This is a genomic window from Caulobacter sp. GW456-12-1-14-TSB4 (assembly GCF_059424195.1).
In genome coordinates, this window is record NZ_JBWKZF010000047.1 from 1 (window position 1) to 22,434 (window position 22,434).

The 22,434-nt window shown below is 69.3% G+C and carries 23 protein-coding genes and 1 pseudogene; 15 read left to right on the top strand and 9 right to left on the bottom strand.

The genetic code is table 11. From position 1 onward, the window contains the following. The 6 genes from AC07YH_RS25365 to AC07YH_RS25390 all read left to right on the top strand — a co-directional run. The coding region (locus AC07YH_RS25365) for an NADPH:quinone oxidoreductase family protein (protein WP_494749673.1) at positions 1-958 on the top strand (958 nt) is incomplete at its 5' end. A 293-nt stretch (positions 959-1,251) separates the two neighbouring features. Next, the gene (rpmH, locus tag AC07YH_RS25370; protein WP_012284717.1) at positions 1,252-1,386 is read left to right on the top strand and encodes a 50S ribosomal protein L34; all 135 of its coding nucleotides are present in this window, start codon (positions 1,252-1,254) and stop codon (positions 1,384-1,386) included. Between the two features lie 93 nt (positions 1,387-1,479). Next, on the top strand, positions 1,480-1,929 hold the full coding sequence (gene rnpA / locus AC07YH_RS25375; protein WP_494749674.1) for a ribonuclease P protein component: 450 nt from the start codon (positions 1,480-1,482) through the stop codon (positions 1,927-1,929). Positions 1,930-1,936: 7 nt separating this feature from the next. Then, positions 1,937-3,793 carry a membrane protein insertase YidC gene (gene yidC / locus AC07YH_RS25380; protein ID WP_494749675.1) on the top strand — a complete coding sequence of 619 codons (1,857 nt, stop codon included), beginning with the start codon at positions 1,937-1,939 and terminating at the stop codon, positions 3,791-3,793. Next, positions 3,793-4,470 (top strand): ribosome biogenesis GTP-binding protein YihA/YsxC, encoded by a 678-nt coding sequence (gene yihA / locus AC07YH_RS25385; RefSeq protein ID WP_494749676.1) that lies wholly within the window; start codon positions 3,793-3,795, stop codon positions 4,468-4,470. The genes yidC and yihA overlap by 1 nt, the downstream gene beginning before the upstream one ends. 110 nt (positions 4,471-4,580) lie before the next feature. Continuing rightward, entirely contained in the window at positions 4,581-5,060 is a 480-nt protein-coding gene (locus AC07YH_RS25390) for an ASCH/PUA domain-containing protein (RefSeq protein ID WP_494749677.1), read from the top strand. Between the two features lie 166 nt (positions 5,061-5,226). Here AC07YH_RS25390 and AC07YH_RS25395 read toward each other — a convergent pair whose 3' ends face one another. The 4 genes from AC07YH_RS25395 to AC07YH_RS25410 form a co-directional block, all read right to left on the bottom strand. Next, positions 5,227-5,679 (bottom strand): chemotaxis protein CheW, encoded by a 453-nt coding sequence (locus AC07YH_RS25395; RefSeq protein WP_494749678.1) that lies wholly within the window; start codon positions 5,677-5,679, stop codon positions 5,227-5,229. A 148-nt stretch (positions 5,680-5,827) separates the two neighbouring features. After that, a complete protein-coding gene (cydX, locus tag AC07YH_RS25400; RefSeq protein WP_494749679.1) occupies positions 5,828-5,950 on the bottom strand; it encodes a cytochrome bd-I oxidase subunit CydX in 123 nt (40 codons plus the stop codon). 14 nt (positions 5,951-5,964) lie between these two features. Next, positions 5,965-7,116 carry a cytochrome d ubiquinol oxidase subunit II gene (gene cydB, locus AC07YH_RS25405; RefSeq protein ID WP_494749680.1) on the bottom strand — a complete coding sequence of 384 codons (1,152 nt, stop codon included), beginning with the start codon at positions 7,114-7,116 and terminating at the stop codon, positions 5,965-5,967. A gap of 13 nt (positions 7,117-7,129) precedes the next feature. Next, positions 7,130-8,695 carry a cytochrome ubiquinol oxidase subunit I gene (locus AC07YH_RS25410; RefSeq protein ID WP_494749681.1) on the bottom strand — a complete coding sequence of 522 codons (1,566 nt, stop codon included), beginning with the start codon at positions 8,693-8,695 and terminating at the stop codon, positions 7,130-7,132. Positions 8,696-8,818: 123 nt separating this feature from the next. On the opposite strand from AC07YH_RS25410, the gene cydD reads away from it, so the two are divergent. After that, positions 8,819-10,429: a thiol reductant ABC exporter subunit CydD gene (cydD, locus tag AC07YH_RS25415; RefSeq protein WP_494749693.1), complete on the top strand. Its 1,611-nt coding sequence runs from the start codon at positions 8,819-8,821 to the stop codon at positions 10,427-10,429. Next, complete coding sequence (locus tag AC07YH_RS25420) at positions 10,426-12,003, top strand: ATP-binding cassette domain-containing protein (RefSeq protein ID WP_494749682.1); 1,578 nt, start codon at positions 10,426-10,428, stop codon at positions 12,001-12,003. The genes cydD and AC07YH_RS25420 overlap by 4 nt, the downstream gene beginning before the upstream one ends. Here AC07YH_RS25420 and AC07YH_RS25425 read toward each other — a convergent pair. After that, positions 11,961-12,056: pseudogene (locus tag AC07YH_RS25425) on the bottom strand (hypothetical protein); the annotation flags it as partial. The gene AC07YH_RS25420 and the pseudogene AC07YH_RS25425 overlap by 43 nt on opposite strands. Positions 12,057-12,327: 271 nt before the next feature. On the opposite strand from AC07YH_RS25425, the gene AC07YH_RS25430 reads away from it, so the two are divergent. Both AC07YH_RS25430 and fixJ read left to right on the top strand, forming a co-directional pair. Then, positions 12,328-13,806 carry a PAS domain S-box protein gene (locus AC07YH_RS25430; protein ID WP_494749683.1) on the top strand — a complete coding sequence of 493 codons (1,479 nt, stop codon included), beginning with the start codon at positions 12,328-12,330 and terminating at the stop codon, positions 13,804-13,806. Continuing rightward, positions 13,799-14,410 (top strand): response regulator FixJ, encoded by a 612-nt coding sequence (gene fixJ, locus AC07YH_RS25435; RefSeq protein WP_494749684.1) that lies wholly within the window; start codon positions 13,799-13,801, stop codon positions 14,408-14,410. The genes AC07YH_RS25430 and fixJ overlap by 8 nt, the downstream gene beginning before the upstream one ends. On the opposite strand, the gene AC07YH_RS25440 is transcribed toward fixJ, so the two are convergent. After that, positions 14,407-15,432: an SDR family oxidoreductase gene (locus AC07YH_RS25440; protein ID WP_494749685.1), complete on the bottom strand. Its 1,026-nt coding sequence runs from the start codon at positions 15,430-15,432 to the stop codon at positions 14,407-14,409. The two genes, fixJ and AC07YH_RS25440, sit on opposite strands and share 4 nt — an antisense overlap. A 165-nt stretch (positions 15,433-15,597) precedes the next feature. Between AC07YH_RS25440 and AC07YH_RS25445 the strand changes: the two genes are divergently transcribed. After that, positions 15,598-16,062, top strand: a complete 465-nt coding sequence (locus AC07YH_RS25445) for a MerR family transcriptional regulator (RefSeq protein WP_494749686.1) — start codon at positions 15,598-15,600, stop codon at positions 16,060-16,062. Here AC07YH_RS25445 and fixT read toward each other — a convergent pair. Further along, positions 15,968-16,273, bottom strand: coding sequence for an oxygen-responsive sensory/signaling system negative regulator FixT (gene fixT / locus AC07YH_RS25450; RefSeq protein WP_494749687.1), 306 nt, complete (start codon positions 16,271-16,273; stop codon positions 15,968-15,970). The genes AC07YH_RS25445 and fixT overlap by 95 nt on opposite strands. A 155-nt stretch (positions 16,274-16,428) precedes the next feature. Between fixT and fixK the strand changes: the two genes are divergently transcribed. Further along, positions 16,429-17,082 carry a transcriptional regulator FixK gene (gene fixK, locus AC07YH_RS25455; protein ID WP_494749688.1) on the top strand — a complete coding sequence of 218 codons (654 nt, stop codon included), beginning with the start codon at positions 16,429-16,431 and terminating at the stop codon, positions 17,080-17,082. Here the strand turns inward: fixK and AC07YH_RS25460 are convergent. After that, complete coding sequence (locus AC07YH_RS25460) at positions 17,079-18,392, bottom strand: MFS transporter (RefSeq protein ID WP_494749689.1); 1,314 nt, start codon at positions 18,390-18,392, stop codon at positions 17,079-17,081. The two genes, fixK and AC07YH_RS25460, sit on opposite strands and share 4 nt — an antisense overlap. 136 nt (positions 18,393-18,528) lie before the next feature. On the opposite strand from AC07YH_RS25460, the gene motA reads away from it, so the two are divergent. The 3 genes from motA to mnmC2 all read left to right on the top strand — a co-directional run bounded on the left by motA (position 18,529) and on the right by mnmC2 (position 21,821). After that, positions 18,529-19,395 carry a flagellar motor stator protein MotA gene (gene motA, locus AC07YH_RS25465; protein ID WP_291871802.1) on the top strand — a complete coding sequence of 289 codons (867 nt, stop codon included), beginning with the start codon at positions 18,529-18,531 and terminating at the stop codon, positions 19,393-19,395. A 120-nt stretch (positions 19,396-19,515) separates the two neighbouring features. Continuing rightward, on the top strand, positions 19,516-19,881 hold the full coding sequence (locus AC07YH_RS25470; RefSeq protein ID WP_494749690.1) for a hypothetical protein: 366 nt from the start codon (positions 19,516-19,518) through the stop codon (positions 19,879-19,881). A gap of 188 nt (positions 19,882-20,069) precedes the next feature. Continuing rightward, positions 20,070-21,821: a tRNA (5-methylaminomethyl-2-thiouridine)(34)-methyltransferase MnmC2 gene (gene mnmC2 / locus AC07YH_RS25475; RefSeq protein WP_494749691.1), complete on the top strand. Its 1,752-nt coding sequence runs from the start codon at positions 20,070-20,072 to the stop codon at positions 21,819-21,821. A 252-nt stretch (positions 21,822-22,073) separates the two neighbouring features. On the opposite strand, the gene AC07YH_RS25480 is transcribed toward mnmC2, so the two are convergent. Then, a partial coding sequence (locus AC07YH_RS25480; RefSeq protein WP_494749692.1) for an OmpA family protein occupies positions 22,074-22,434 on the bottom strand: 361 nt, incomplete at its 5' end.

Sequence of the window (22,434 nt, forward strand, 5' to 3'; positions counted from 1 at the left end):
GGACCTCGCGCCGGACTTCGCCGGTTGCGAGGTCCGCGAGGTCGCCACACCCAAGCCGAGCCCCGGCGAGGTGCTGGTCCGCGTCCGCGCGGCCAGCGTCAACTTCCCCGACCTGCTGATGACGCGCGGTGAGTACCAGTTCAAACCGCCCCTGCCCTTCACGCCGGGCCTGGACATCTCCGGCGAAGTCGCCGCGCTGGGGGATGGCGTCACCAGCCTGAAGGTCGGCGACGCCGTGGTCGGCGGGGCGCGGCTGGGCGGGTTCGCGGAATATTCCGTGCTGTCGGCCGACGCCCTCAAGCCCAAGCCCGCGCGGCTGTCCTTCGCCGAGGCGGCCGCCTATGGGGCTGCGTACTTGACCGCCTATGTCGCCCTGGTTCGGCGCGCACGGGTCGAGCCGGGCGAATGGGTGCTGATCCACGGCGCGGCCGGCGGGGTGGGCCTGGCGGCGGTGGACCTGGCCAAGGCGCTGGGCGCGCGGGTGATCGCGGCTTCCGCCTCCGACGACAAGCTGGCGGCCGTGCAGGCGCTCTACGCTCCGGACGCTGTGGTCAACGTCACCAGCGGCTTCCGTGAGCAGGTGAAGACCATCACCGGCGGCCGTGGGGCCGACGTGATCTACGACCCGGTGGGCGGCGACGTGTTCGACGAGAGCGTCCGCTGCATCGCCTTCGACGGCCGGCTGCTGGTGATCGGCTTCACCTCGGGCCGGATCCCGAACGTCTCGGTCAACATGCCGCTGATCAAGGGCTTCTCGGTCATGGGCGTCCGGGCGGGGGAATACGGCCGGCAATTCCCCGAGAAAGGCCGCGAGAACGGCGAGGCGATCTGGAAAATGGCGGATGAGGGGATGATCCGGCCGCATGTGCATGCCGAGCTGCCGCTGGAGCGGTGGCGGGAGGCGTTTGAGCTGTTGAGCGAGCGGAAGGTGGTCGGGAAGGCAGTGATTACGCCCTGAGCCAACTCCCTATACCCGTTTCCCCGGCGAAAGCCGGGGTCCAGATCGAACCCACGGGCGCTGGACGGACAGGAACGCATCCCGGATCAGCCCAAACCGCTCCGGATGAATCTGGGCCCCGGCTTTCGCCGGGGAAACGGGTATAGGGAGTTGGCGAGAAGGGGGCGGAGCAAACTTCCTAACCCTCTGAACCGACTCAGGTTGACATCCCTCGTCCGTTCTTTTATCCACCGCCCCTCACTCGCGGAGCCCTAGGCCTCGCGTCCAACGTTTATGCATTTCGGAGCCACGTCGTGAAGCGCACCTTCCAGCCGTCGAAGCTCGTGCGTGCTCGCCGTCACGGCTACCGCGCGCGTATGGCCACCAAGAACGGTCAAAAGATCGTCGCGCGTCGCCGCGCCAAGGGCCGCAAGCGCCTGACCGCCTAATTGTTCTTCCTCCTTCGGGAGGCGAGACCATGATCAAAGCCGCCTTTCCCACAGACCTGGTCTCAGGTTCTCGCCGGAAAGGCGGCTTTTTTCATGTCTGAGGTCCAGACAATCAAGTTCGAGCGGCTGCGCAAGCGCCCCGACTTCCTGCTGGCGGCCAAGGCCCCGGCCCTGTCGCGCGGCGCGGTCTTCATCCAGATGCGCAAGCGGCCTGACGACGAGGACCCCACCGTCCGGGTCGGCTTCACGGCCACCAAGAAGATCGGCGGGGCCGTCGACCGCAACCGCGCCAAGCGCCGCCTGCGCGAGGCCGCCCGGCTGGTGCTGCCCCTTCATGCGCGCCCTTCGCACGACTATGTGTTCATAGCGCGCGGCGGCACCACCGCCCGCGAATGGGGGCGTTTGCTTGACGACGTCAAAACCGCGCTGATAAGCCTCGCCGCCGAGTACGATCGCGGGGGAGCCAAGGTTCCCCAACGTCGCCCCGGCCCATCGTCTGAAGCCGCCCCTTCCCAACAACCCGATCCCACAGTTTCCGGTTAAGCGCTCCATGCAGAACGACAACAAAAACACGCTGATGTTCATCGTCAGCGCGTTCGTGATCCTGATCGGGTACCAGTTCTTCATCCTGGGTCCGCAGCAGAAGCGGGCCGAGATCGAGGCGCGCGCCAAGAAGGCCGCCCAGATCCAGGCCGCGGCCACGCCGGGCGTGACCCTGGACGCCAACGGCAATCCGGCTCCGCTGCGCCTGTCGCGCGACGCCGCCAAGGCCCAGAGCCCGCGCATCGTGGTCGACACCCCGGCCCTGTCGGGCTCGATCGCCCTGAAGGGCGGCCGCATCGACGACCTGTTCCTGCGCAAGTACGCCGAGACCATCGACAAGAACTCGCCGCCGGTCGAGCTCTTCCGTCCTGAAGGGGCGGAACACGCCTGGTTCGCAGATTTCGGCTGGGCCGGCGCCAACCTGCCGGGCCTGCCCGACAGCCGCACCGTCTGGACCGCCGCGCCGGGCCAGGTGCTGCGTCCGAACACGCCCGTCACGCTGACCTATGACAACGGCCAGGGCCTGGTCTTCACCCGCCTGATCGCCGTCGACGACCAGGCGATGTTCTCGGTCACCGACAGCGTCAAGAACAATGGGACCGCCGCCTTCCAGTTGGCCCCCTACGCCACCGTCCAGCGCCAGGGCATCACCGACCACCTGGGCAAGACCCAGATCGTCCACGAAGGCGCCATCGGCGTGCTGGGCTCGGGCAAGGACCACGAGCTGAAGCTGTCGAAGTACCAGAAGTGGAAGAAGGACAAGCCGCTCGAGACCTTCGACTCGGTCGGCGGCTGGGCCGGCATCACTGACAAGTACTGGCTGGCGGCGCTGATCCCCAACCAGGACCAGACCATCAAGGCCCAGTACCGCGTCACCCAGGCGTCGGGCACCGACATCTATGACGTCAACTTCGTCGGCCCGACCCAAGCCCTGAACCCGGGCGCGACCCTGACCCAAAAGACCCGCCTGTTCGCCGGCGCCAAGACCGTGCCGCTGCTGCGCAAGTACGAGTACGGCGCGACGACCCCGCCGGCCATCTGGGAGTTCTGGAGCAGCGCCAAGAGCGAAATCCCGCGCTTCGACGACGCCGTCGACTGGGGCATGTTCCGCTTCTTCACGCGCCCGATCTTCAACATCCTGGAGATCTTCTACAAGCTGGTCGGCAACTTCGGCCTGGCCATCATGGCGCTGACCGTCCTGCTCAAGCTCATCCTCTATCCGATGGCGGACAAGAGCTATGAGAGCATGGCCAAGATCAAGAAGATCTCCCCCGAGGTCGAGAAGCTGAAGGCCAAGCACAAGGACGATCCTGCCAAACAGCAGCAGGAGATGATGGCCCTGTACGCCAAGGAGAAGATCAACCCCATGATGGGCTGCCTGCCCATGCTGGTGCAGATCCCGGTCTTCTACTCGCTGTACAAGGTGCTGACCGTCACCATCGAAATGCGCCACGCGCCGTTCTTCGGCTGGATCCACGACCTGTCGTCGCGCGATCCGACGACGATCTTCAACCTGTTCGGCCTGATCCCCTGGGACCCGGCCCACGCCCCGCTGATCGGCGCCTTCCTGTCGACCACCCTGCACATCGGCGTCTGGCCGCTGCTGTACGGCTTCACCATGTGGCTGACCACGGCGATGAACCCGCCGGCCGGCGACCCGATGCAACAGCGGATCTTCCAGCTGTTCCCGATCGTCTTCACCTTCACCCTGTCGCAGTTCGCCGTGGGTCTGGTGATCTACTGGTGCTGGTCCAACATCCTGACCATTATCCAGCAGTACATCATCATGCGCCGCTACAAGGTCGAGAACCCGATCGACAAGATCATCGCGCGCCTGCAGGGCAAAACTGCTAACGCCACCTGATGAGCGAAGAACCCAACCTTCCCGCCATCCTCCCGGGCGCGGCCGACTTCACCGAAGAGCAGATCGAGACGGCGCGCGTCTTCTTCGCCCAGCCCGTCGCGTTCATGATGGGCGCTGTGCGCATGGACCTCATGCCCGCGCCCGACCTGCCCGAAGTGGCCTTCGCCGGCCGCTCCAACGTCGGCAAGTCCAGCCTGATCAACGGCCTGGTCGGCCAGAAGTACCTGGCCCGCGCCTCGAACGAGCCGGGCCGCACGCGGGAGATCAACTTCTTCCTGCTGGCCGAGCAGGTGCGCCTGGTCGACTTGCCCGGCTACGGCTTCGCCCGCGTCTCGCGCTCGATCGCCGACAAGTTCCAGGACCTGGGTCGCGCCTATCTGCGTGGCCGTCCGAACCTGAAGCGCGTCTACGTGCTGATCGACGCCCGCCATGGCCTCAAGAAGGTCGACCTGGAGGCGCTGGACGCCCTGGATACGGCCGCCGTCAGCTACCAGATCGTCCTGACCAAGGCCGACAAGATCAAGCCGCACGAAGTCGACAAGGTCGTGGCCGACACGCTGAAGGCCATCGCCAAGCGCGCCGCCGCCTTCCCGCGCGTGCTGGCTACCTCGTCGGAGAAGGGTCTGGGCATGCCCGAGCTGCGGGCCGAGATCGTCCGGCTCTGCATCGACGAATAAGAACCTGGCCGTGGAGCCATCCACAGCCTTTCGATCGCCATTAACCTCAAGCTAGGGTTCCATCGCCAGAACCCCCGCCTTCCTATTTCGTCAAGAAAAGTCCGCCGCCCATGACCCGCCACGAACTCAAGACCTGGCCCAAATATTTCGCCGCCGTGCGCTCGGGCCAGAAGCGCTTCGAGATCCGTCGCAACGACCGCGAGTTCAAGGTCGGCGACATCCTGGTGCTGCGCGAGTTCGATCCGGAAGACGACGCCTATACCGGCCAAGCCGAGGAGCGTCAGATCACCTTCCTGCTGTCGGAAGAGGACTATGGCGGCGTCATCCACGGCTTCGTGGCCATCGGCTTTGGCGAGGTCGCGCCGCATCCGGACGCCGACGCCGAGGTCACGCCCGAGAGCCTGGCGGCCTGGCACGAGACCGCCGCCTCCAACGCCGCCCTGCGCGCCCAGGAGGCCCGCAAGGTCTCGGAGAGCTACGCCAAGAGCAATATGAGCGTCGCCGCTGACCGCCACGGCGCCGTGGCCGACCTGGCCGCCGCCGACGCCGGCTTCCACGCCGCGGCGGCGCGGATCGTGCGCAAGAACTGATCTCGCGCACCCCGCACAGAAAAGGCCGCCGAGGTTGCCCTCGGCCCCCCCCCCCCCCCCCCCCCCCCCCCCCCCCCCCCCCCCCCCCCCCCCCCCGCGCGGCCTACGCCGAGTAGGCCCCCTCAGTCGGCTTCGCCGACAGCTCCCCCAGCGGGGGAGCAGATTATCAGGCCGCTTCGCGGATGACCGCCGGGAACACGTCGTCCATGCGCAGATAGGTGATCAGGCGGTTTTCCATCGAGATGATGGCCTGGATGTAGCGCAACTCTTCCACGCCGACGTCCGGGGCCGGCTGCAGGCTGTCGCGCGGCACGGTGAAGGTTTCCGACACGGCGTCGACCAGGATGCCGGCCAGGCGGTCCTGGCACTCGACGACCACGATCACGTGGCGGGTCTCGGGGATGGTGACGCCCAGACCCAGGCGGTTGCGCAGGTCGATGACCGGCATGATCGCGCCACGCAGGTTGATGACGCCGCGCATATAGGCCGGAGCGTGCGGGATCGGGGTGGCCGGGGTCCAGCCGCGGATTTCGCGGACCGTCTTCACGTCGATGCAGAATTCCTGCTCGCCGATGCAGAACGAGATCAGTTCCAGCGCGGGCGCGGTGGTGTCGGTCATGGCGGTATCCCCGGGTCGATGGCTTGCCCAGAGCGGCGTGTTCGACGCGCTCCCGTGGCTGGATGTCAGAAGAGCCCCAATGGCCTTTAACAACGGTTAAGGCTGAGCGCGAAGGGGCGCGTCGGGATGTCGCGCCCCTCAATTTGAGTCAGTGCTCTTCCGACAGGCCCTCGTCGCCCTCGTCGGAGAGGTTGAACTCGTACCAGATGCCGTTCAGCACGCCGAAGCCGACGGCCAGGCCCAGGCCCAGGATCCAGGTGAAGTACCACATGGTTCTCTAGCTCCTCAGTACAGGTCGGGGTTGGTGGTCAGGGCGCCGGTCGTGCTGCGGCCCCACAGGACTTTGTAGACCCAACTCGTGTAGATCAGGATCAGCGGCAGGAAGACCGACGTCACGATCAGCATGACGAACAGCGTCAGGTGGGTCGACGAGGCGTTCCACACCGTCAGGCTGGAGCGTGGGTCGAAGCTGCTGGGCAGGATGAACGGGAACATCGACAGGCCCACGGTGGCGACGATGCCCACCGCCGAAGCCGACGAGCCGCCGAACGCCGCCCAGGCCTTGTTGAACCGCATGCCGTAGAGCGCCAGCGCCGCGCCGACAAAGCCAAGGATCGGCGCGATCATCATCCAGCCGTGGCGGCCGTAGTTGTCCAGCCAGGCGCCAGGGGCCCGCACGGCGGCGGCGCCGCGCAGCGGGTTCGAGGGTCCGGCCGCGTCGGCCAGGCCTTCGATCCGGAAGCCCAGCCCCCCGAACGCCACCCAGAAGCCGCCGGCCGCGAACAGCACGATGCTGGCCAGGCCGGCGATCTCGCCGATGCGGCGGGCGCGCTCGACGACCGGGCCGTCCTCGGCCTTGACGGTCAGCCAGGCCGCGCCGTGCAGCACCAGCATCGACACCGACAGCAGGCCGCACAGCAGGGCGAACGGCGAGAACAGGCCGATGAAGGCGCCCTCGTAGAAGGCCCGCAGGTCGCTATCCAGGCGGAAGGGCGCGCCTTGCAGCACGTTGCCCATGGCCACGCCGAACACCAGCACCGGCACGAAGCCGCCGATGAACAGGCCCCAGTCCCAGAACGCCCGCCACTTCGCGTTCGGCCGCTTGGAGCGGTACTTGAAGCTGACCGGTCGCAGGATCATGGCGGCCAGCACCACGAACATGGCCAGGTAGAAGCCCGAAAAGCTGATGGCGTAGGCGAACGGCCAGGCCGCGAACAGCCCCGCCCCGCCGACGATGAACCACACCTGGTTGCCTTCCCAGGTCGGGCCGACGGTGTTGATGACCATGCGGCGCTCGGCGTCGTCCTTGGCGACGAAGGGCAGCAAGGCCCCCACGCCCATGTCGAAGCCGTCGGTCAGGGTGAAGGCGATCAGGATGATGCCGATCAGGGCCCACCAGAGGACGCGCAGGGTGGCGTAGTCGATTGGGAGTTCCATCGTTCTGGTCTCCTTAGGCCACGGCCGGTTCGGGTTCAGCGGGCTCGCCGTCGGGGACGGGGTCGTGCTGGGCGAACGGGCCTTTCTTGATGGCGCGCAGGATCAGGCCGACCTCGACCACGGCCAGCGCGCCGTACAGCAGGGTGAAGATCGTGATGCTGGTCAGCAGCTGCGGCACGGTCAGGCTGGAGGCGCCCAGGAAGGTCGGCAGCACGCCGTCCACCGCCCAGGGCTGACGGCCCACCTCGGCCAGCACCCAGCCCAGCTCGGTCGAGATCCAGGGCAGCGGGATGGCCGCCACGGCGATGATCTGGAACCACTTGGTGTCGTGCTTGCGCAGGGTGACCAGGACGAACGCCGTGGCGAACATGGCGATCATCAGCACCCCGATCCCGGCCATGATCCGGAAGGCCCAGAACATCACCGGCACGTTGGGCACCGCGTCCCAGGCGGTCTTCTTGATCAGGTCCGGACTGGCCGTGCGCGGATCGGCGACATAGCGCTTGAGCAGCAGGGCGTAGCCCAGGTCGCGGCGGTGTTGCTCGAAGGTGGCGCGGGCGGCGACATTGTTCGGATCGACCTTCAGCGCTTCAACGGCGCCATAGGCGACGACGCCGCTCTCGATGCGGTCCTCGGCCTTGGCGACCAGCGAGAAGATGCCCTCCACCGGCGTGTCGAAGCTGCGGGTGGCGATCAGGCCCAGGACGTAGGGGACCTTCACCTCGTAGTGGGTCTTGCGTTCCTTCAGGTCCGGGATGCCGAACGCGGTCAGACCGGCCGGGGCGGGCTCGGTCTCCCACATGGCTTCCAGCGCCGCGAGCTTCATTTTCTGGTTGTCGGTCAGGGCGTAGCCGCTCTCGTCGCCCAGCACGACGACCGACAGCGAGGAGGCCAGGCCGAAGGCGGCGGCCACGGTCATCGAGCGCTTGGCCACGCCGCTGTACTTGCCCTTCAGCAGGTACCAGGCCGAGACCCCCAGCACGAACACCGAGGCGATGGTGTAGCCGGCGCTGACCGTGTGGACGAACTTGGCCTGGGCCACCGGGTTGAACAGCACGTCGCGGAAGCTGGAGACCTCCATGCGCATGGTGTCGGGGTTGAAGGCCGCGCCCATCGGGTTCTGCATCCAGCCATTGGCGACCAGGATCCACAGCGCCGACAGGTTGGTGCCCAGGGCGACCATGAAGGTCACGAACAGGTGGCTGACGGGTTTCAGCTTGTCCCAGCCGAAGAACATCAGCCCGACGAAGGTCGCCTCCAGGAAGAAGGCCATCAGCCCTTCGATCGCCAGCGGGGCGCCGAAGATGTCGCCGACATAGTGCGAGTAGTAGGACCAGTTCATGCCGAACTGGAATTCCATGGTCAGGCCGGTGGCGACGCCCAGGGCGAAGTTGATGCCGAACATCACGCCCCAGAACCGGGTCGTGGTCCGCCAGATCGGCCGCTTGGTCATCACATAGACGCTCTCCATGATGACCAGCATGAAGCTGAGCCCGATGGTGAGCGGCACGAACAGGAAGTGGTATAGGGCGGTCAGCGCGAACTGAAGGCGCGACAGGTCGATGACGGCGGGGTCCATGGACAGCTCCGAGACGAACGGCCGATGATCACGCCGATCGAGGGCTCATCCCTAGACCACCGCAACCGCCCGGTCCTTGATCAGGATCAAGGCTTACGGATGAAAGCAGCCTACACTCAACCCATGGGCGCCCGAATAGTACAGATCGGTCTTTCCGTAGACCCGAAGGCGTGGCTGACCCAGGCGAGCCGCCAGGGCGGCCCGGCGGCGGGTCGCGCGCGGATGTTCGTGCTGCTGGACGGCGTGGCCGCGATCGGCTTCGCGGCGGGCCTGGCGTTCGGTGTCGATGCGATCGCCAGCCAGCGCGGCCCACTGATTCTCTGTCTCTGCCTGCTGGCGATCGTCGTGGCCGGCGCCTTGCGCGGCGTCCTGGCGCGTCTGGCCACGGAGGCCGGAGCCCAGGCCGCCGCCAGCGCCAAGGCTGGCGTCCGCGCTGATCTGGCCCGCTCCATCTTCGGCGGCGCGCGGCGTCCCGCCGGCCAAGCGGCCACCGCTTTGGTCGAAGGCGTCGAGGCGCTGGACGGCCACTTCGCCCGCTTCCTGCCCGCGCGGATGGCCGCCGCCGTGCTGCCGCTGGCGATGATCGCCGTCGCCGCGATCGCCAGCCCGATCAGCGCCGCGATCATGCTGGGAACACTCTTGCCCTTCATCGCCGCCATGATCCTGGCCGGCACGGCCGCCGCCGCCGAGAGCCGCGCCCAGTTCCTGGCCCTGGAGCGCCTGTCGGGCCTGTTTCTCGACCGCGTCCGCGCCCTGCCGGTGGTGCTGGCCTTCCAGGCCGAGGGGGCGACCACGACGGCCCTGCGCCGCTCGGCCTCGGACCTGGCCGAGCGCACCATCCGGGTGCTGCGCGTGGCCTTCATCTCGTCGGCGGCGCTGGAGTTCTTCGCCGCCCTGTCGGTGGCGTTGGTGGCGGTCTATTGCGGTTTCAACCTGCTGCGCCTGCTACCCTTCCCGGTCCCCGAGACCCTGGACCTGAAGCGCGCCTTCTTCGTCCTGGCCCTGGCGCCGGAAATCTACGCTCCGATGCGTCGGCTGGCCGCCGCCTATCACGATCGGCAGTCGGCGGAGGCGGCGAGCGCGAGCCTGGCGACGTTCGAAGCGCCGGCGGAAAAGCCTGCCGTCACGCTGGGGGACGCGCCGACCATCCGCTTCGAGGGCGTCACGGTCCACTATCCCGACGCCGACGCGCCGGCGCTGGAGGGCTTCGACCTCGTCGCCCCGGCCGGGACCATCACCGCCCTCGTGGGCCCCAGCGGCGCGGGCAAGAGCTCGCTGCTGAACCTGCTGCTGGACCTCGCGCCGCTGACCGCCGGCCGCATCCGCATCGAGGGCGGGACCGACATCGCCTGGGCCGGGCAGTCGCCGCTGATCCTGCCGGCCTCGATCGCCGACAACATCGCCCTGTCTCGCCGTGACGCCAGCCGCGCTGAGGTGGAGGAGGCCGCCCGCGCCGTGGGCCTGGTCCTCGACCGCCCCGGCGGCCTGGACTTCATGCTGGACGAGCGCGGCAGCGGCCTGTCCGGCGGCGAGCGCCGCCGCCTGTCCCTGGCCCGCGCCCTGCTCAAGCCCGCGCCGATCCTGCTGCTGGACGAGCCGACCGCCAATCTCGACGCCAAGGCCGAAGCCGACCTGCTGACCGCCATTCGCGCCGCCGCGAAAGGCCGCACGACCCTGATCGCCACCCACTCCGAGGCCGTCGCCGCCCTCGCCGACCAGGTGGTGCGCCTGTGAGCCCGCTCGACACCCTGATCCGCGCCCAGAAGCGCGAGCGCGCCGGCGCCCTGCGGCTGGCGATCGCCAGCGCCGTGGTCGTCGGCGCGGCCTCGACCATCCTGCTGGGCCTTTCGGGCTGGTTCATCGTCGCCAGCGCCGCCGCCGGCCTGGCGGGCCTGGCCGTGGCCCATACGTTCAACGTGCTGATCCCCAGCGCCATGATCCGCCTGCTGGCCATCCTGCGCACCGCCGCCCGTTATGGTGAGCGCCTGTCCGGACACGCCGCCGCCCTGCGCGCCTTGGCCGCCATCCGCCCGGCGGTGTTCGAGAGCCTGGCCGCCGCCCCACCGTCGGAATCGCTGACCCTGTCGCGCGGCGAGGCCTCGGCCCGTCTCGTCCAGGACGTCGACGCCATCGAGACGCGTTTCGTCCGCCTCTCGGCCCCATGGAGCGCCGTCGCCGGCCTCGGCTCGGGCCTGGTCATGGCCGCCTTCGCCGGCTGGCTGCCGGCCGTGGTGATCCTGCTGGCCGCCAGCGCCGCGATCCTGATCGCCCGCGCCCTGGCCAAGCGCTTCTCCACCCCCGCCCGCGCCACCGTCCAGGCCAAGGTCGGGGCGCTGAAGGAGACCACCGCCGCCCTGGTCGCCGCTTCGGCCGAGCTGCGCGCCTACGGCCTGGACGCCTGGGCCGGCGAGACCCTGAACGCCAAGGCCGCCGAGCTGGACGCCGCCCGCCTGGCCGCCGCCCGCGCCCAGGGCCTGATCCTGATGAGCCAGGCGGCGATCCTGGGCGCGGCCGTCGCCGCCGCGCTCGCCTGCGCGGCTCCGGCCGGCGCGCCGCTGGCCGCGCTGGCCGGTCTCGCGGCCGCCATGAGCATCGACGCCCTAGCCGGCCTGGCCCACGCCTTCGACCAGGACGGCGCGGCGAAAGAGGCCCGCGAGCGGCTGGACGCGATCCTGCAGCATCAGCCCAAGCCGGCCGCGCTCAAGGCGGAAACAGCACCGACTCTGACGATCCTCGGCCAGACCCTGAGCCCCGGCGAGCGCCTGGCCGTCGTCGGCCCGTCCGGCTGCGGCAAGACCACCGCCATCGAGACCCTGCTGGGCCTGCGGGGCGAGACCGCCCTGTCCCGGTCCACTTTCGCCTGGTTGCCGCAGGACGCCGGGCTGATCGCCGGCACGGTGCGCGACAACCTGCGCCTGGCCGCGCCCAAGGCGACCGACGCCCAACTGTGGGAAGTGCTGGAAGCCGCCGCCCTCGCCGACCGCGTCCGCGCCGCGCCACACGGCCTGGCCGCCTATCTCGGCGACGACGGCGAGCGTCTGTCCGGCGGCGAGCGACGTCGCCTATCCCTCGCGAGAGCCTATCTGCGCGATGCGCCGTGGCTGCTGCTGGACGAACCGACCGAGGGCCTCGACGCGGCGACCGAGGCGCTGGTGGTGGAGCGGCTGCGGGCGCGCCTGGACCGCACCGGCCAAGGCCTGGTGCTGGTCAGCCACCGCGCGGCGCCGGCGGCGGTGTGCGGACGGCGGGTGGAGATGAAGCCCGAACCCCAAAGCGCAAAAAAGCTTGTCATCCCGGCCGTAGCGTAGCGGAGAGCCGGGACCCAGGGGTCGCCGCACTGCGCTTGGCCCCTGGGTCCCGGACAGCGCTTCGCGCTTCCGGGATGACAAGCTTTTGGGAAGTGGTGAGGGCCGAAGCCCCTACTTCATGTTCACCCGGATGTAGGTCACGAACAGCACCACGGCGAACGCCGAGAACGCCGTGACCACCAGGCCCAGATACGCCATTTGCCCGCCCGACATCGAAAGCTCTCCTCTTTGCTTGAGGAGCCCACCGTCCAGCCTACGCAATGACCCCGCCTTGACCTGGCTCAAACCCGGCCGGCTATAAGACCCCTAAGACTGGGAACACTGATGAAGCCTGCCCGGGGCCTGTCCTCGACCCTGTACAGCGATCCGCACCCGACCGCCTATCTGGCCGCCTTCGCCGCGGTGATGGCGACGGCGGTGGCGCGCCTGTACCTGCCGGCGGACTTCACCGCGCCGTCGTCGTTCCTGCTGTTCGTGCCGGCCGTGCTGGTCAGCGCAGCCCTGGGGGGCTTAGGGCCCGGCGCCTTCGCCACGACGTTCGCCTGGGGCAGCGTCTGGTGGGTGACGCGGGAGATCCCGTTCAACCTGGTCAGCGGCCTGTGCGCGGCGATCTTCCTGTCGGTGGGCTTCGGCATGGCCGTGGGCGGCGGCTGGTTCCACGCCGCGCGGCGGCGCGAGGCGGCGGTCAACGACCACCTGCGTTCGATCCTCGACACCGTTCCGGATGGCGTGGTGGTCATCGACCGCGCCGGAAGCATGACCTCGTTCAGCCCCGCCGCCGAGCGGATGTTCGGCTGGAAGGAAGACGAGGTGCTGGGCCGCAACGTCAAGATGCTGATGCCCGAGCCGCACGCGGCCGCCCACGACGGCTACATCCAGCGCTACCACCGCACCGGCGACAAGCGGATCATCGGCGTCGGCCGCGTCGTGGTCGGCCAGCGCAAGGACGGATCGACCTTCCCCATGGAGCTGGCGGTCGGCGAGACCAAGGGCTCGACACCCTCCTATACCGGCTTCATCCGCGACCTGACCCAGAGCCAGGAGACCGAGACTCGCCTGCAGGAGCTGCAGAACGAGCTGGTCCACGTCTCGCGCCTGACGGCCATGGGCGAGATGGCCTCGACCCTGGCCCACGAGCTGAACCAGCCGCTGTCGGCGATCGCCAACCTGCTGACCGGTTCGCGCCGCTTGATCGACCGAGGGCGCGAGGCCGACCAAGCCAAGGTCCGCGACGCCATCGACCGCGCCGCCTCCCAGGCCCTGCGGGCCGGCGAGGTGATCCACCGCATGCGCGACTTCGTCCGCCGCGGGGCCAGCGAACGCGCCGACGAGAGCCTGTCCAAGCTGATCGAGGAGGCCTCCGCCCTGGCCCTGATCGGCGAGCGCGACCGCCAGGTCGATGTGCGCCTGTCGCTGGATCCGGCCGCCGACGCCGTCTATGCCGACCGCGTCCAGGTGCAGCAGGTGCTGCTGAACCTGATCCGCAACGGCATCGACGCGATGCAGGAGAGCGGCGCGCGCCGCAAGGCCCTGACCATCACCAGCGCCGTGACCGACCAGGGCTGGTCGCAGGTCAGCGTCGCCGACACCGGCCCCGGCATCGCGCCCGAAGTGCTGGAGCGCCTGTTCCAGCCGTTCATGACCACCAAGCCGCAGGGCATGGGGGTGGGCCTGTCGATCTCGCGCTCGATCATCGAGGCGCACGGCGGCCGCATCTGGGCCGAGGCCAATCCCGGCGGAGGGGCGCTGTTCCGCTTCACCCTGCCGCCCGCGAACCATCACGAGGAGACCACCCATGACTGACGCCGCCGCTGTCGTTCACGTGGTCGATGACGACGAGAGCGCCCGCGAGTCGCTGGCCTTCCTGCTGGAGTCGGCTGATTTCGAGGTCGTGTCCTATGCCAGCGCTCCGGCCTTCCTGGAGGCCCTCCCGGACGCCAAGCCGGGCGTGGTGATCACCGACGTGCGCATGCCCGAGATGAGCGGCCAGGAGCTGGTCGCCCGCCTGGCGGCCCTGAAGGTCAAGATGCCGATCGTGATGATCACCGGCCACGGCGACATCCCGATGGCCGTCGAGGCCATGCGCTCGGGCGTGGTGGACTTCATCGAGAAGCCGTTCTCGGACGCCCGGATGCTGGACGCGCTGGGCCGCGCCATCAAGGCCGCCGAGGCCGCCCCGGTCACCGACGACCAGGCCGCGATCCTGAGCCGCCTGGAGACGCTGTCGGAGCGCGAGCGCCAGGTGCTGGACGGCGTGGTGGCGGGCCATGCGAACAAGGTCATCGCCCGCGAGCTGGGGATCAGCCCCCGGACGGTGGAGATCTATCGCGCCAAGCTGATGACCAAGATGCAGGCCGACAACCTGGCCGCCCTGGTGCGGATGACCCTGTCGGTGCGCGGCGGCTAGAGCAGGCCCAGGTCCAGCAGGCTCCTGGCCGTCGCGTTCGCCGACTCGCGCGCGCTCCTGGGCGACCAGCCCAGCAGGCTCCGCGCCTTGGCGTTCGAGGCGTTCTTGCGGTGGCCCAGTTCGGGCAGCACGCCCCGGACCTCGGCGTCGAACACGCCCACCAGGCGCATCAGCCAGGTCGGCAGGACGCGGGTCGGGGTCTTGCGAGCGGCCTCGCCCAGATCGGCTTTCAGCCAGCTGGCCAGCTCGAGGACGCTGAAGAAGTCCCCCGCCGTGGCCAGGAACCGCTGCCCCTTGGCGGCCGGATCGGTCATGGCCCGGATGTGCAGGTCGGCGACGTCGCGCACGTCGACGGCCCCGAACCACAGGTCCGGACAGCCGGGCAGCGAGCCGTCCAGCATCCGCTTGATGAACAGGATCGAGGTCGAATAGTCCGCGCCCAGCACCGGGCCGAACACGCCGACCGGATTGACCGTGGCCAGCTCCATCGCCCCGCCTTCGCGCGCCATGAAGTCCCACGCCGCCCGCTCGGCGATGGTCTTGGACTTGTGATAGGGCGGCACGCCGGGGGTCTGCAGGTTGGTCCAGTCCTCCTCGGTGAAGGCGCTGGCCCGCTCGGGATGGCCGTAGCCGATCGCCGCGAAGGACGAGGTCAGCACCACGCGCTTGACGCCGGCGTCCCGCGCCGCGCGCAGCACCCGCAGCGCCCCGTCGCGGGCGGGCGTGATCAGCTCGTCCTCGTGCTTGGGCAGGGTGTTGGGAAACGGCGAGGCGACGTGCAGAACGTAGTCGCAGCCCGCCGCCGCCTCGGCCCAGCCGGCGTCGTCCTTGAGGTCGGCGCGGAACACCGTCAGGCGCGGACCGACCTCGCCGGCCCCGCCCGCGCGCAGCATGGCCCGCACATCGGCCTCGCGCGCCAGGTCGCGGACCGTGGTGCGGACCTCGTGTCCCGCGGCCAGGAGCTGGACCAGGCAATGGGCGCCCACGAAACCCGTGCCGCCGGTGACCAAAACACGCGCCATGCGCCGACTCCGTACCGCGAGGCGAACCCGATGTTCCCCCGTTCGGGAAGAGTCGCTACACCTTCAACCTAGGTTGAAGGTCAAGCACCTCTTGGCAACCTAGGTTGAAGGTCAAGCACCTCCTGGCGACCCAGGCTGAAGGTCAAGACATCTGGAGAGCATGCGATGCGGATCGGCGAAGCGGCGAGGCGCGCGGGACTGACCACGTCGCGCATCCGGTTCTACGAGGCCAAGGGCCTGCTGCCCAAGGCCCAGCGCAACGCCAACGGCTATCGCGACTATGCCGAGGACGTGGTCGAGACCCTGCGCATGATCCACGAGGCCCAGACGGTGGGCTTCTCGCTGGGCGAGCTCAAGACGGCCCTGGCCCAGTTCGGCATGAACCACCCGCCCAAGCGTGACATTTTGGAGGCGCTGAAGGACAAGCTGGTCACGCTGGACCAGCATATCCAGGAGGTCATGTCGCGTCGGGCGCGGCTGGTCGAGATGATCGACCACATCGCCGAGGAATGCCTGCGACAGGAGAGCGCCTGCGCTATCGCGCCAGCAGCGCCGAGAGCTTCCGGCCCAGGACGTCGTCCAGCAGGGGCTTTTCCACCACCGACACCCCGCGCACGCCCCGGCGCATGAGCCGTTCGGCGTCGCCGGTCAGGACGATGGTCGGGCGCCCCTCGACAGGTCCAGGCCATGCTTCGCCGCCTTCGTCGATGACCACCGCCGCCACCGGCCGCCCGTCCGGGCGCGTCCCGACCGCATAACCCTCCGTCTCCAGCGAGAAGCGCAGGGCCTCGCGCAGGGGCTCGTCCTCGACCAGCAGCAGGATCAGGGGGCGGTTCGACATCGGATCATTCTGCCCACGCGCGCGCCGCCGCGAGTTGATCCGCCTCAAAGCCTCCCTACCCGCAGGGCCGCGTAAGGGGGTTTCCTTAGGCGCGCCTCCCGAATGTCCCGTCGGCGTGAAAAGGCGCATGACCCTACCAACAGAAGGGTTTTTCCATGCTGTCTCCGCTCCGCATCGACGCCGTCCAAAACGACCTCCACGGCGCCATCGACGTCCTGGCCATTCCGGGCGCCTGCCCGCGCTTCTCGCGCGACGAGGAGATCTTCGGCGAGGGCGAGGCCGCCGACTACATCTACCAGGTGGTCACCGGCGCGGCGCGGACCTATCGCATCCTGCGCGACGGCCGCCGGCAGATCGACGAGTTCCACTTCGCCGGCGAGTATTTCGGCCTGGAGATGGGCGAGACCCACCGCGTCACCGCCGAGGCCCTGACCGACGCCAGCATCCGCATGATCCGCCGTGGGGCGCTCAGCGACCTGGCCGCCAAGCGCTGCGACGCCGCTCGGGCCCTGTTCCGCCTGACCGCCGAGGGCCTGCAGCGCAGCCAGGACCATGTGCTGATGCTGGGCCGCCGCTCGGCCCAGGAGCGGGTCGTGGGCCTGCTGCTCGACATCGCCGAGCGCACCAACGCCCGCGCCGAGCTCGACGTCCCCATGGGCCGCCAGGACATGGCCGACTATCTGGGCCTGACGATCGAGACGGTGTCGCGGACTCTGACGGCGCTTCAGGAAGAGGGCCTGATCGCCCTGCCCACCGTGCGCCACATCGTGCTGAAGGACCGCAGGGCCCTGGAGCGCAAGGTCGACTAGACCCCGCCCTCGTCCGACCGCTCCAGCCCCGCGATCGTCGCCTCTTCCTGCGCGCCGGCCTTGTCGACCGACCGCAGGGTGGCCTGCCGCAGCGCGTAGACGACCAGGGCCGCCAGGATCGCCGCGTTCAGTACGAACGGCCCCCAGCCGATGCGCTCGTACAGCAGCACGAACAGCGGCGCGACCACGACATTGAGGCCGTTGATCGCGGCGATGGCCCCGGCCGCGCCGGCCTGGTCCTTGGCCTCGACCGACAGCGAGGCGCCGGCCGTGAAGCCCGGCCGCGCGAAGCCGTAGCCCAGGCTGGCGATGGCGTAGCCGATGGCGACGGCGGCGTAGTCGGGCGCGAAGGCCACGACGATATTGCCGACCGCCGCGCAGCCGACGCCCCAGCGCATCAGGTCGCGCGGCCCCATGCGGAACATGCGGATCAGGCCCCACTGGGCCAGCAGCGCCGCGACCGCGCCGGCCGCCATGGCCAGGGTGATGTAGCCCTGCGCCTTGACCGGCGGCAGGCCCAGCTTGTCGATGATGAGAAAGCCAAGCGTTTGGGTCTGGGCGGTCTGGCAAGCCGCGACCAGGAAGCCGAAGATCAGGAAGGGCTTGAGGCGCGGGTCCTTCCACAGCGCCGCGTCGCCGCCGCGCCAAGGCAGGCCCATCCGTCGGCGCGGCGGCGTCTCGCCGCGTCCGGGCTTGAAGGTCTCGGGCAAGCCGCGCTGGACGATGACCAACATCACCGCCGCCAGCAGGGCGAAGGCGAACATCGGCCCGGCCAGGCCCACGCCCGGCAGCACGAACAGCGGGGCCAGCAGCGGCCCGATCACCGTGCCCAGACCGAACGCCCCGGCCAGGGTGGCCATGGTCTGGGTGCGCTCCTCGCGGCTGGTGCGCTCGGCCATATAGGCTTGCGTGGCGGGATTGGCGGCCGAGCCGAACGTCCCGAACAAGGCCCGGCACAGCAGGAAGGCCACGAAGATGATCATCGGCGGGGCCAGGTGATGCAGGCCGGCCGACACCACCAGGGCGCACAGCAGCATCGACACGCAGAAGCCGCCCAGGCCCAGCAGGATCAGCGGCTTGCGCCCGCGCAGGTCCGACTGCCGGGCCCACAGCGGCGAGGTGATCGCCCACAGCACCGCCGACAGGGAGAAGATGGCCGCGACCATGGCGTCGGGGATGCCGATCTGGCGGCCGATGGCCGGCAGCACCGACAGCATGCCGTTGTTCCCCATCGCGGTCGCCACCGACACGCCGAAGAGGATGGCGAACGCCCCGCGGTTATCCCGCGCTTCTTTGGACTCCCCAGTCATCAAACAACTGTTAGGCCCGGCGCGGCCCGCGCGCAATGTGTCGCAGATCACAGACCCGGAGTCGGCGACGCGGGAACCTTGGATTAATCATTAACCGCGATCATGCGGCTTCATTCTCGGGGTCGGCCACACCACCATGTTCCAGATCATTGGCATCGTCCTGCTGTTCGGCATGGTGTTCGGCAGCTACCTGATGGGTGGCGGCAAGCTCGACGTCATCATCGAAGCCGCCCCGCACGAACTGATGGCCATTCTCGGCGCGGCCGTGGCCGCGTTCCTGATCTCCAACTCGATGGTCGTCATCAAGGGCACGGCCGGCGGCTTCGGCAAGATCTTCAAGGGCCCCAAGTGGAAGCCGGCCGACTATCGCGACCTGCTGTCCCTGCTGTTCCTGCTGACCAAGACGATGAAGTCCAAGGGCGTCATCGCCCTGGAAAGCCACATCGAAAAGCCGCACGAGAGCACGATCTTCGCCCGCTATCCGAAGGTCACCCACGACCACTTCGCCGTCGACTTCATCTGCGACACCCTGCGGATGATGACCATGAACCTGGAGGATCCCCACCAGGTCGAGGATGCGATGGAAAAGCAGCTCGAGAAGCACCACCACGAGGCGCTTGAACCCGCGCACGCCCTGCAGGCCATGGCCGACGCCCTTCCGGCGCTGGGCATCGTCGCCGCCGTGCTGGGCGTCATCAAGACCATGGGCTCGATCACCGAACCGCCGGCCGTCCTGGGCGGCATGATCGGCGGCGCTCTGGTCGGCACCTTCCTGGGCGTGTTCATCGCCTATGGCATCGTCGGCCCGATGGCCACGCGCCTGCAGGCCGTCGTCAACGAGGACGGCGCCTTCTACAAGATCATCCAGGCCGTCCTGGTCGCCCACCTGCACGGCAACGCCGCCCAGATCTCGGTCGAGATCGGCCGCGGCAACGTGCCCTCGCCCGCCCAGCCCAGCTTCGCCGAGCTGGAAGAGGCCCTGTCGCAGATCCCGAACGAATAAGGGCGCGCTGTTAGCGTCTCTGACGTGAGCATTAGCGCCTCGTAACTTGCACGGGCTTTCGAACCGGTATTCCTTTTGCGCGAAGGGCCGCCTGCAGGGCGGCCAACAAGGGGACACCTCATGAGCACCATCCGCAAACTCATTATCGCCGGCATGGCCGTCTCGGCCCTGTCGCTGGCAGCCTGCGGCGGCAAGCACGAAGACGCCGAGGGCGACAGCGCCGCCGCCAAGGCCGCCGCCGCCGACGCCTCGACCGTGACCGACGCCGCCTCGGCCAAGGACCAGGCCGCCGCCGACGCCAACAAGGCCGCCGCCGACGCCGCCGCCGCTCCGGCCGATCCGGCCGATCCGGCCGACACCGCCGCCCAGACCGCCAACGACGCTGCCGCCACGGGCGCGACGAGCACGCCGTCCGCGACCTCGGCCACCGCTGCGGCGGATGCCGCGACGGCCGCCAAGCCGGAAGAGAAGAAGGCGGGGCACTAACTAAATCCGATCTCCCCGGCGAAAGCCGGGGCCCAGATCGAACCCACGAGCGCCCTTCGTCGAACCTCGGCGGAGGGCGCTTTCACATCTGACGCACTGGATGCATCTGGGCCCCGGCGTTCGCCGGGGAAACGGGTTGAGGGGTGAGTGGCCTTGACGTTCAATCCGCTCAGCGCTCTAGCAGCCCCATGAACCCCACCGCCCCAACCGGCCCGCTGATCTGGCGCGAGGACGGCCTGCCGCAGTCCAGCCTGTACGGCGACGTCTACTTCTCCAGCGTCGATGGCCTGGCCGAGACGCGGGCGGTGTTCCTGACCGGCTGCGGCCTGCCCGAGCGGTTCACGCGGGACTTCACGGTCGGCGAACTGGGCTTCGGCTCTGGCCTGAACATCGCCGCCCTGCTGGACCTGTGGCGGCGCGAGAAGCCCGCCGGCGCCAGGCTCCACATCTTCTCGATCGAAGCTCATCCGCTGGCCCGCGACGAGGCCGCCCGCATCCTGGCCCACTGGCCCGAGCTGGGCGAGGCCGCCCAGGTGCTGCTGGACCACTGGCCGGGCAAGGCGCGCGGCTTCCATCGCATTGACCTGCCCGGCTTCGACGCCGTGCTGGACCTGGCCGTCATGGACGTGATCGAGGCGCTGGAGGCCTGGGACGGCGCGGCCGACGCCTGGTTCCTGGACGGCTTCTCGCCTGCCCTGAACCCGGCCATGTGGCGCGAGGAGGTGCTGGCCGCCGTCGCCAGCCGTAGCGCGCCGGGCGCTCGCGCCGCGACCTTCACCGTAGCAGGAGCCGTGCGGCGCGGCCTGCAAGCCGCCGGCTTCGAGATCGCCAAGCGCCCCGGCTTCGGCCGCAAGCGCGAACGGCTGGAGGCCTGGCTGCCCCCTCTAAATGAAATGGGCGAACGCGAGACCCCGCCACGCCCCGCGAGCCTGGCCATCATCGGCGGCGGTATCGCCGGCGCCTCCCTGGCCCGCGCCGCTCTGGCGGAAGGCCTGAGCGTCACCATCCTAGACGACCCCGACACCGTCGCCGCCTCCGGCAATCCGGCCGCCCTGGTCACCCCCGCGCTCGACGCCGGCGGCGGCCCGCGCGCGGCGCTCTACGCCCAGGCCTTCGCCCGCGCCGTGACGCTGTACGAAGCCGAACCCGGCGCGATCATCGCCCGCGAGGTCACCCAGCTGCCCGCCAGCGATCGCGACCCGGCCCGCTTCGCCAAGGTCGCCGAGCAGGACCTGTTCGAGCCGGGCGCGATGGTGATGCGCGACGACGCCCTGGCCATGACCTGCGCCCTGGTCATCGAACCCGCCGTGGTCACCGCCGCCTGGTCCGGGAATGCGATCCGCCGGCGCGTCGCCCGCCTGGAGCGCGACGGCGAAGGCTGGGCTCTCTTCGATGACGGCGGCGAGCTGATCCTGCGCGCCGACCGCGTGGCCCTGGCCGGCGGGGCGGCGACCGGCGACCTGGCTCCCGAGATCGTCCTCAAGCCCGTGCGCGGCCAGGCCAGCTGGACCGATGGCGAGACGACCCCGGCCACGGCCTTCGGCGGCTATGCCGTCCCGACCCGGACGGGCGTGCTGTTCGGCGCCACCCACGACCGCGACCAGACCGCCACGGACGTTCGGCCGGAGGATCACGCCCGCAATCTGGAGACCCTGGCCAAGGGCCTGCCGGACTTGGCCGCGCGCCTAGCGGGCAAGGCTTTCGAGGGCCGCGCCGCCGTGCGCGCCACCACGCCGGATCGCTTGCCGCTGGCCGGGATCCGCGACGACGGCGTGCTGGTTCTGACGGGCCTGGGCTCGCGCGGCTTCTGCCTGGCGCCGCTGCTGGCCGAGCATCTGGTCGCCCGGGCGCTGGGCGTCCCCTCGCCCCTCCCGCGCCAATTGTCGCACCTGGCCGAGTCCCATCGTTTCGACTCGCCCGAAACGCGCATCGGCGTATAGTCGAACGCGGTTATCGGAAGCGCCGTCGCGACCCTTTGCGCACCGGATCTTCCCCTGCCCGTTGGCCCGGCGCCCCTCAATGCCGGTCCGCGTGACGGCGGTCCTCCGCCCTCTTGGCCCGCCGGATCGGACGCTCCCGACGCCCCATCGGGAGCGTCTTTTCGTTTGATCCTCCCCCAGCGGGGGAGCATCTCCCATAGAAAAAGGGGCCGGCCTTTCGGCCAGCCCCTTTCCCCACCGGTCCGTACTTTTTTATTGGAAGTTGATCGAGACCGTCGAACGGCGGTTCAGCGGTTCCTTCACACCGTCGCCGGTGGCGACGGCCGGAGCGCTTTCGCCCTTCCAGTCGACGGCCAGCGCCGTGGCGTTCAGGCCCTGGCTGACCAGGCCATCGGCGACGGCCTTGGCGCGGCGTTCCGAGAGCTTCTGGTTGTACTTGTCCGAGCCCGAGGTGTCGGTGTGACCCGTCACCACGACCTTGGTCGCGTTGCCGCCCTTGGCATATTCGGCGGCCTGCGAGACCACGGCCTGGGCTTCCGGCGTCAGGATCGACTGATCGAACGGGAAGTAGACCACGAATTCGCGGGCTTCATACGCCGGAGCGGCCGGGGGC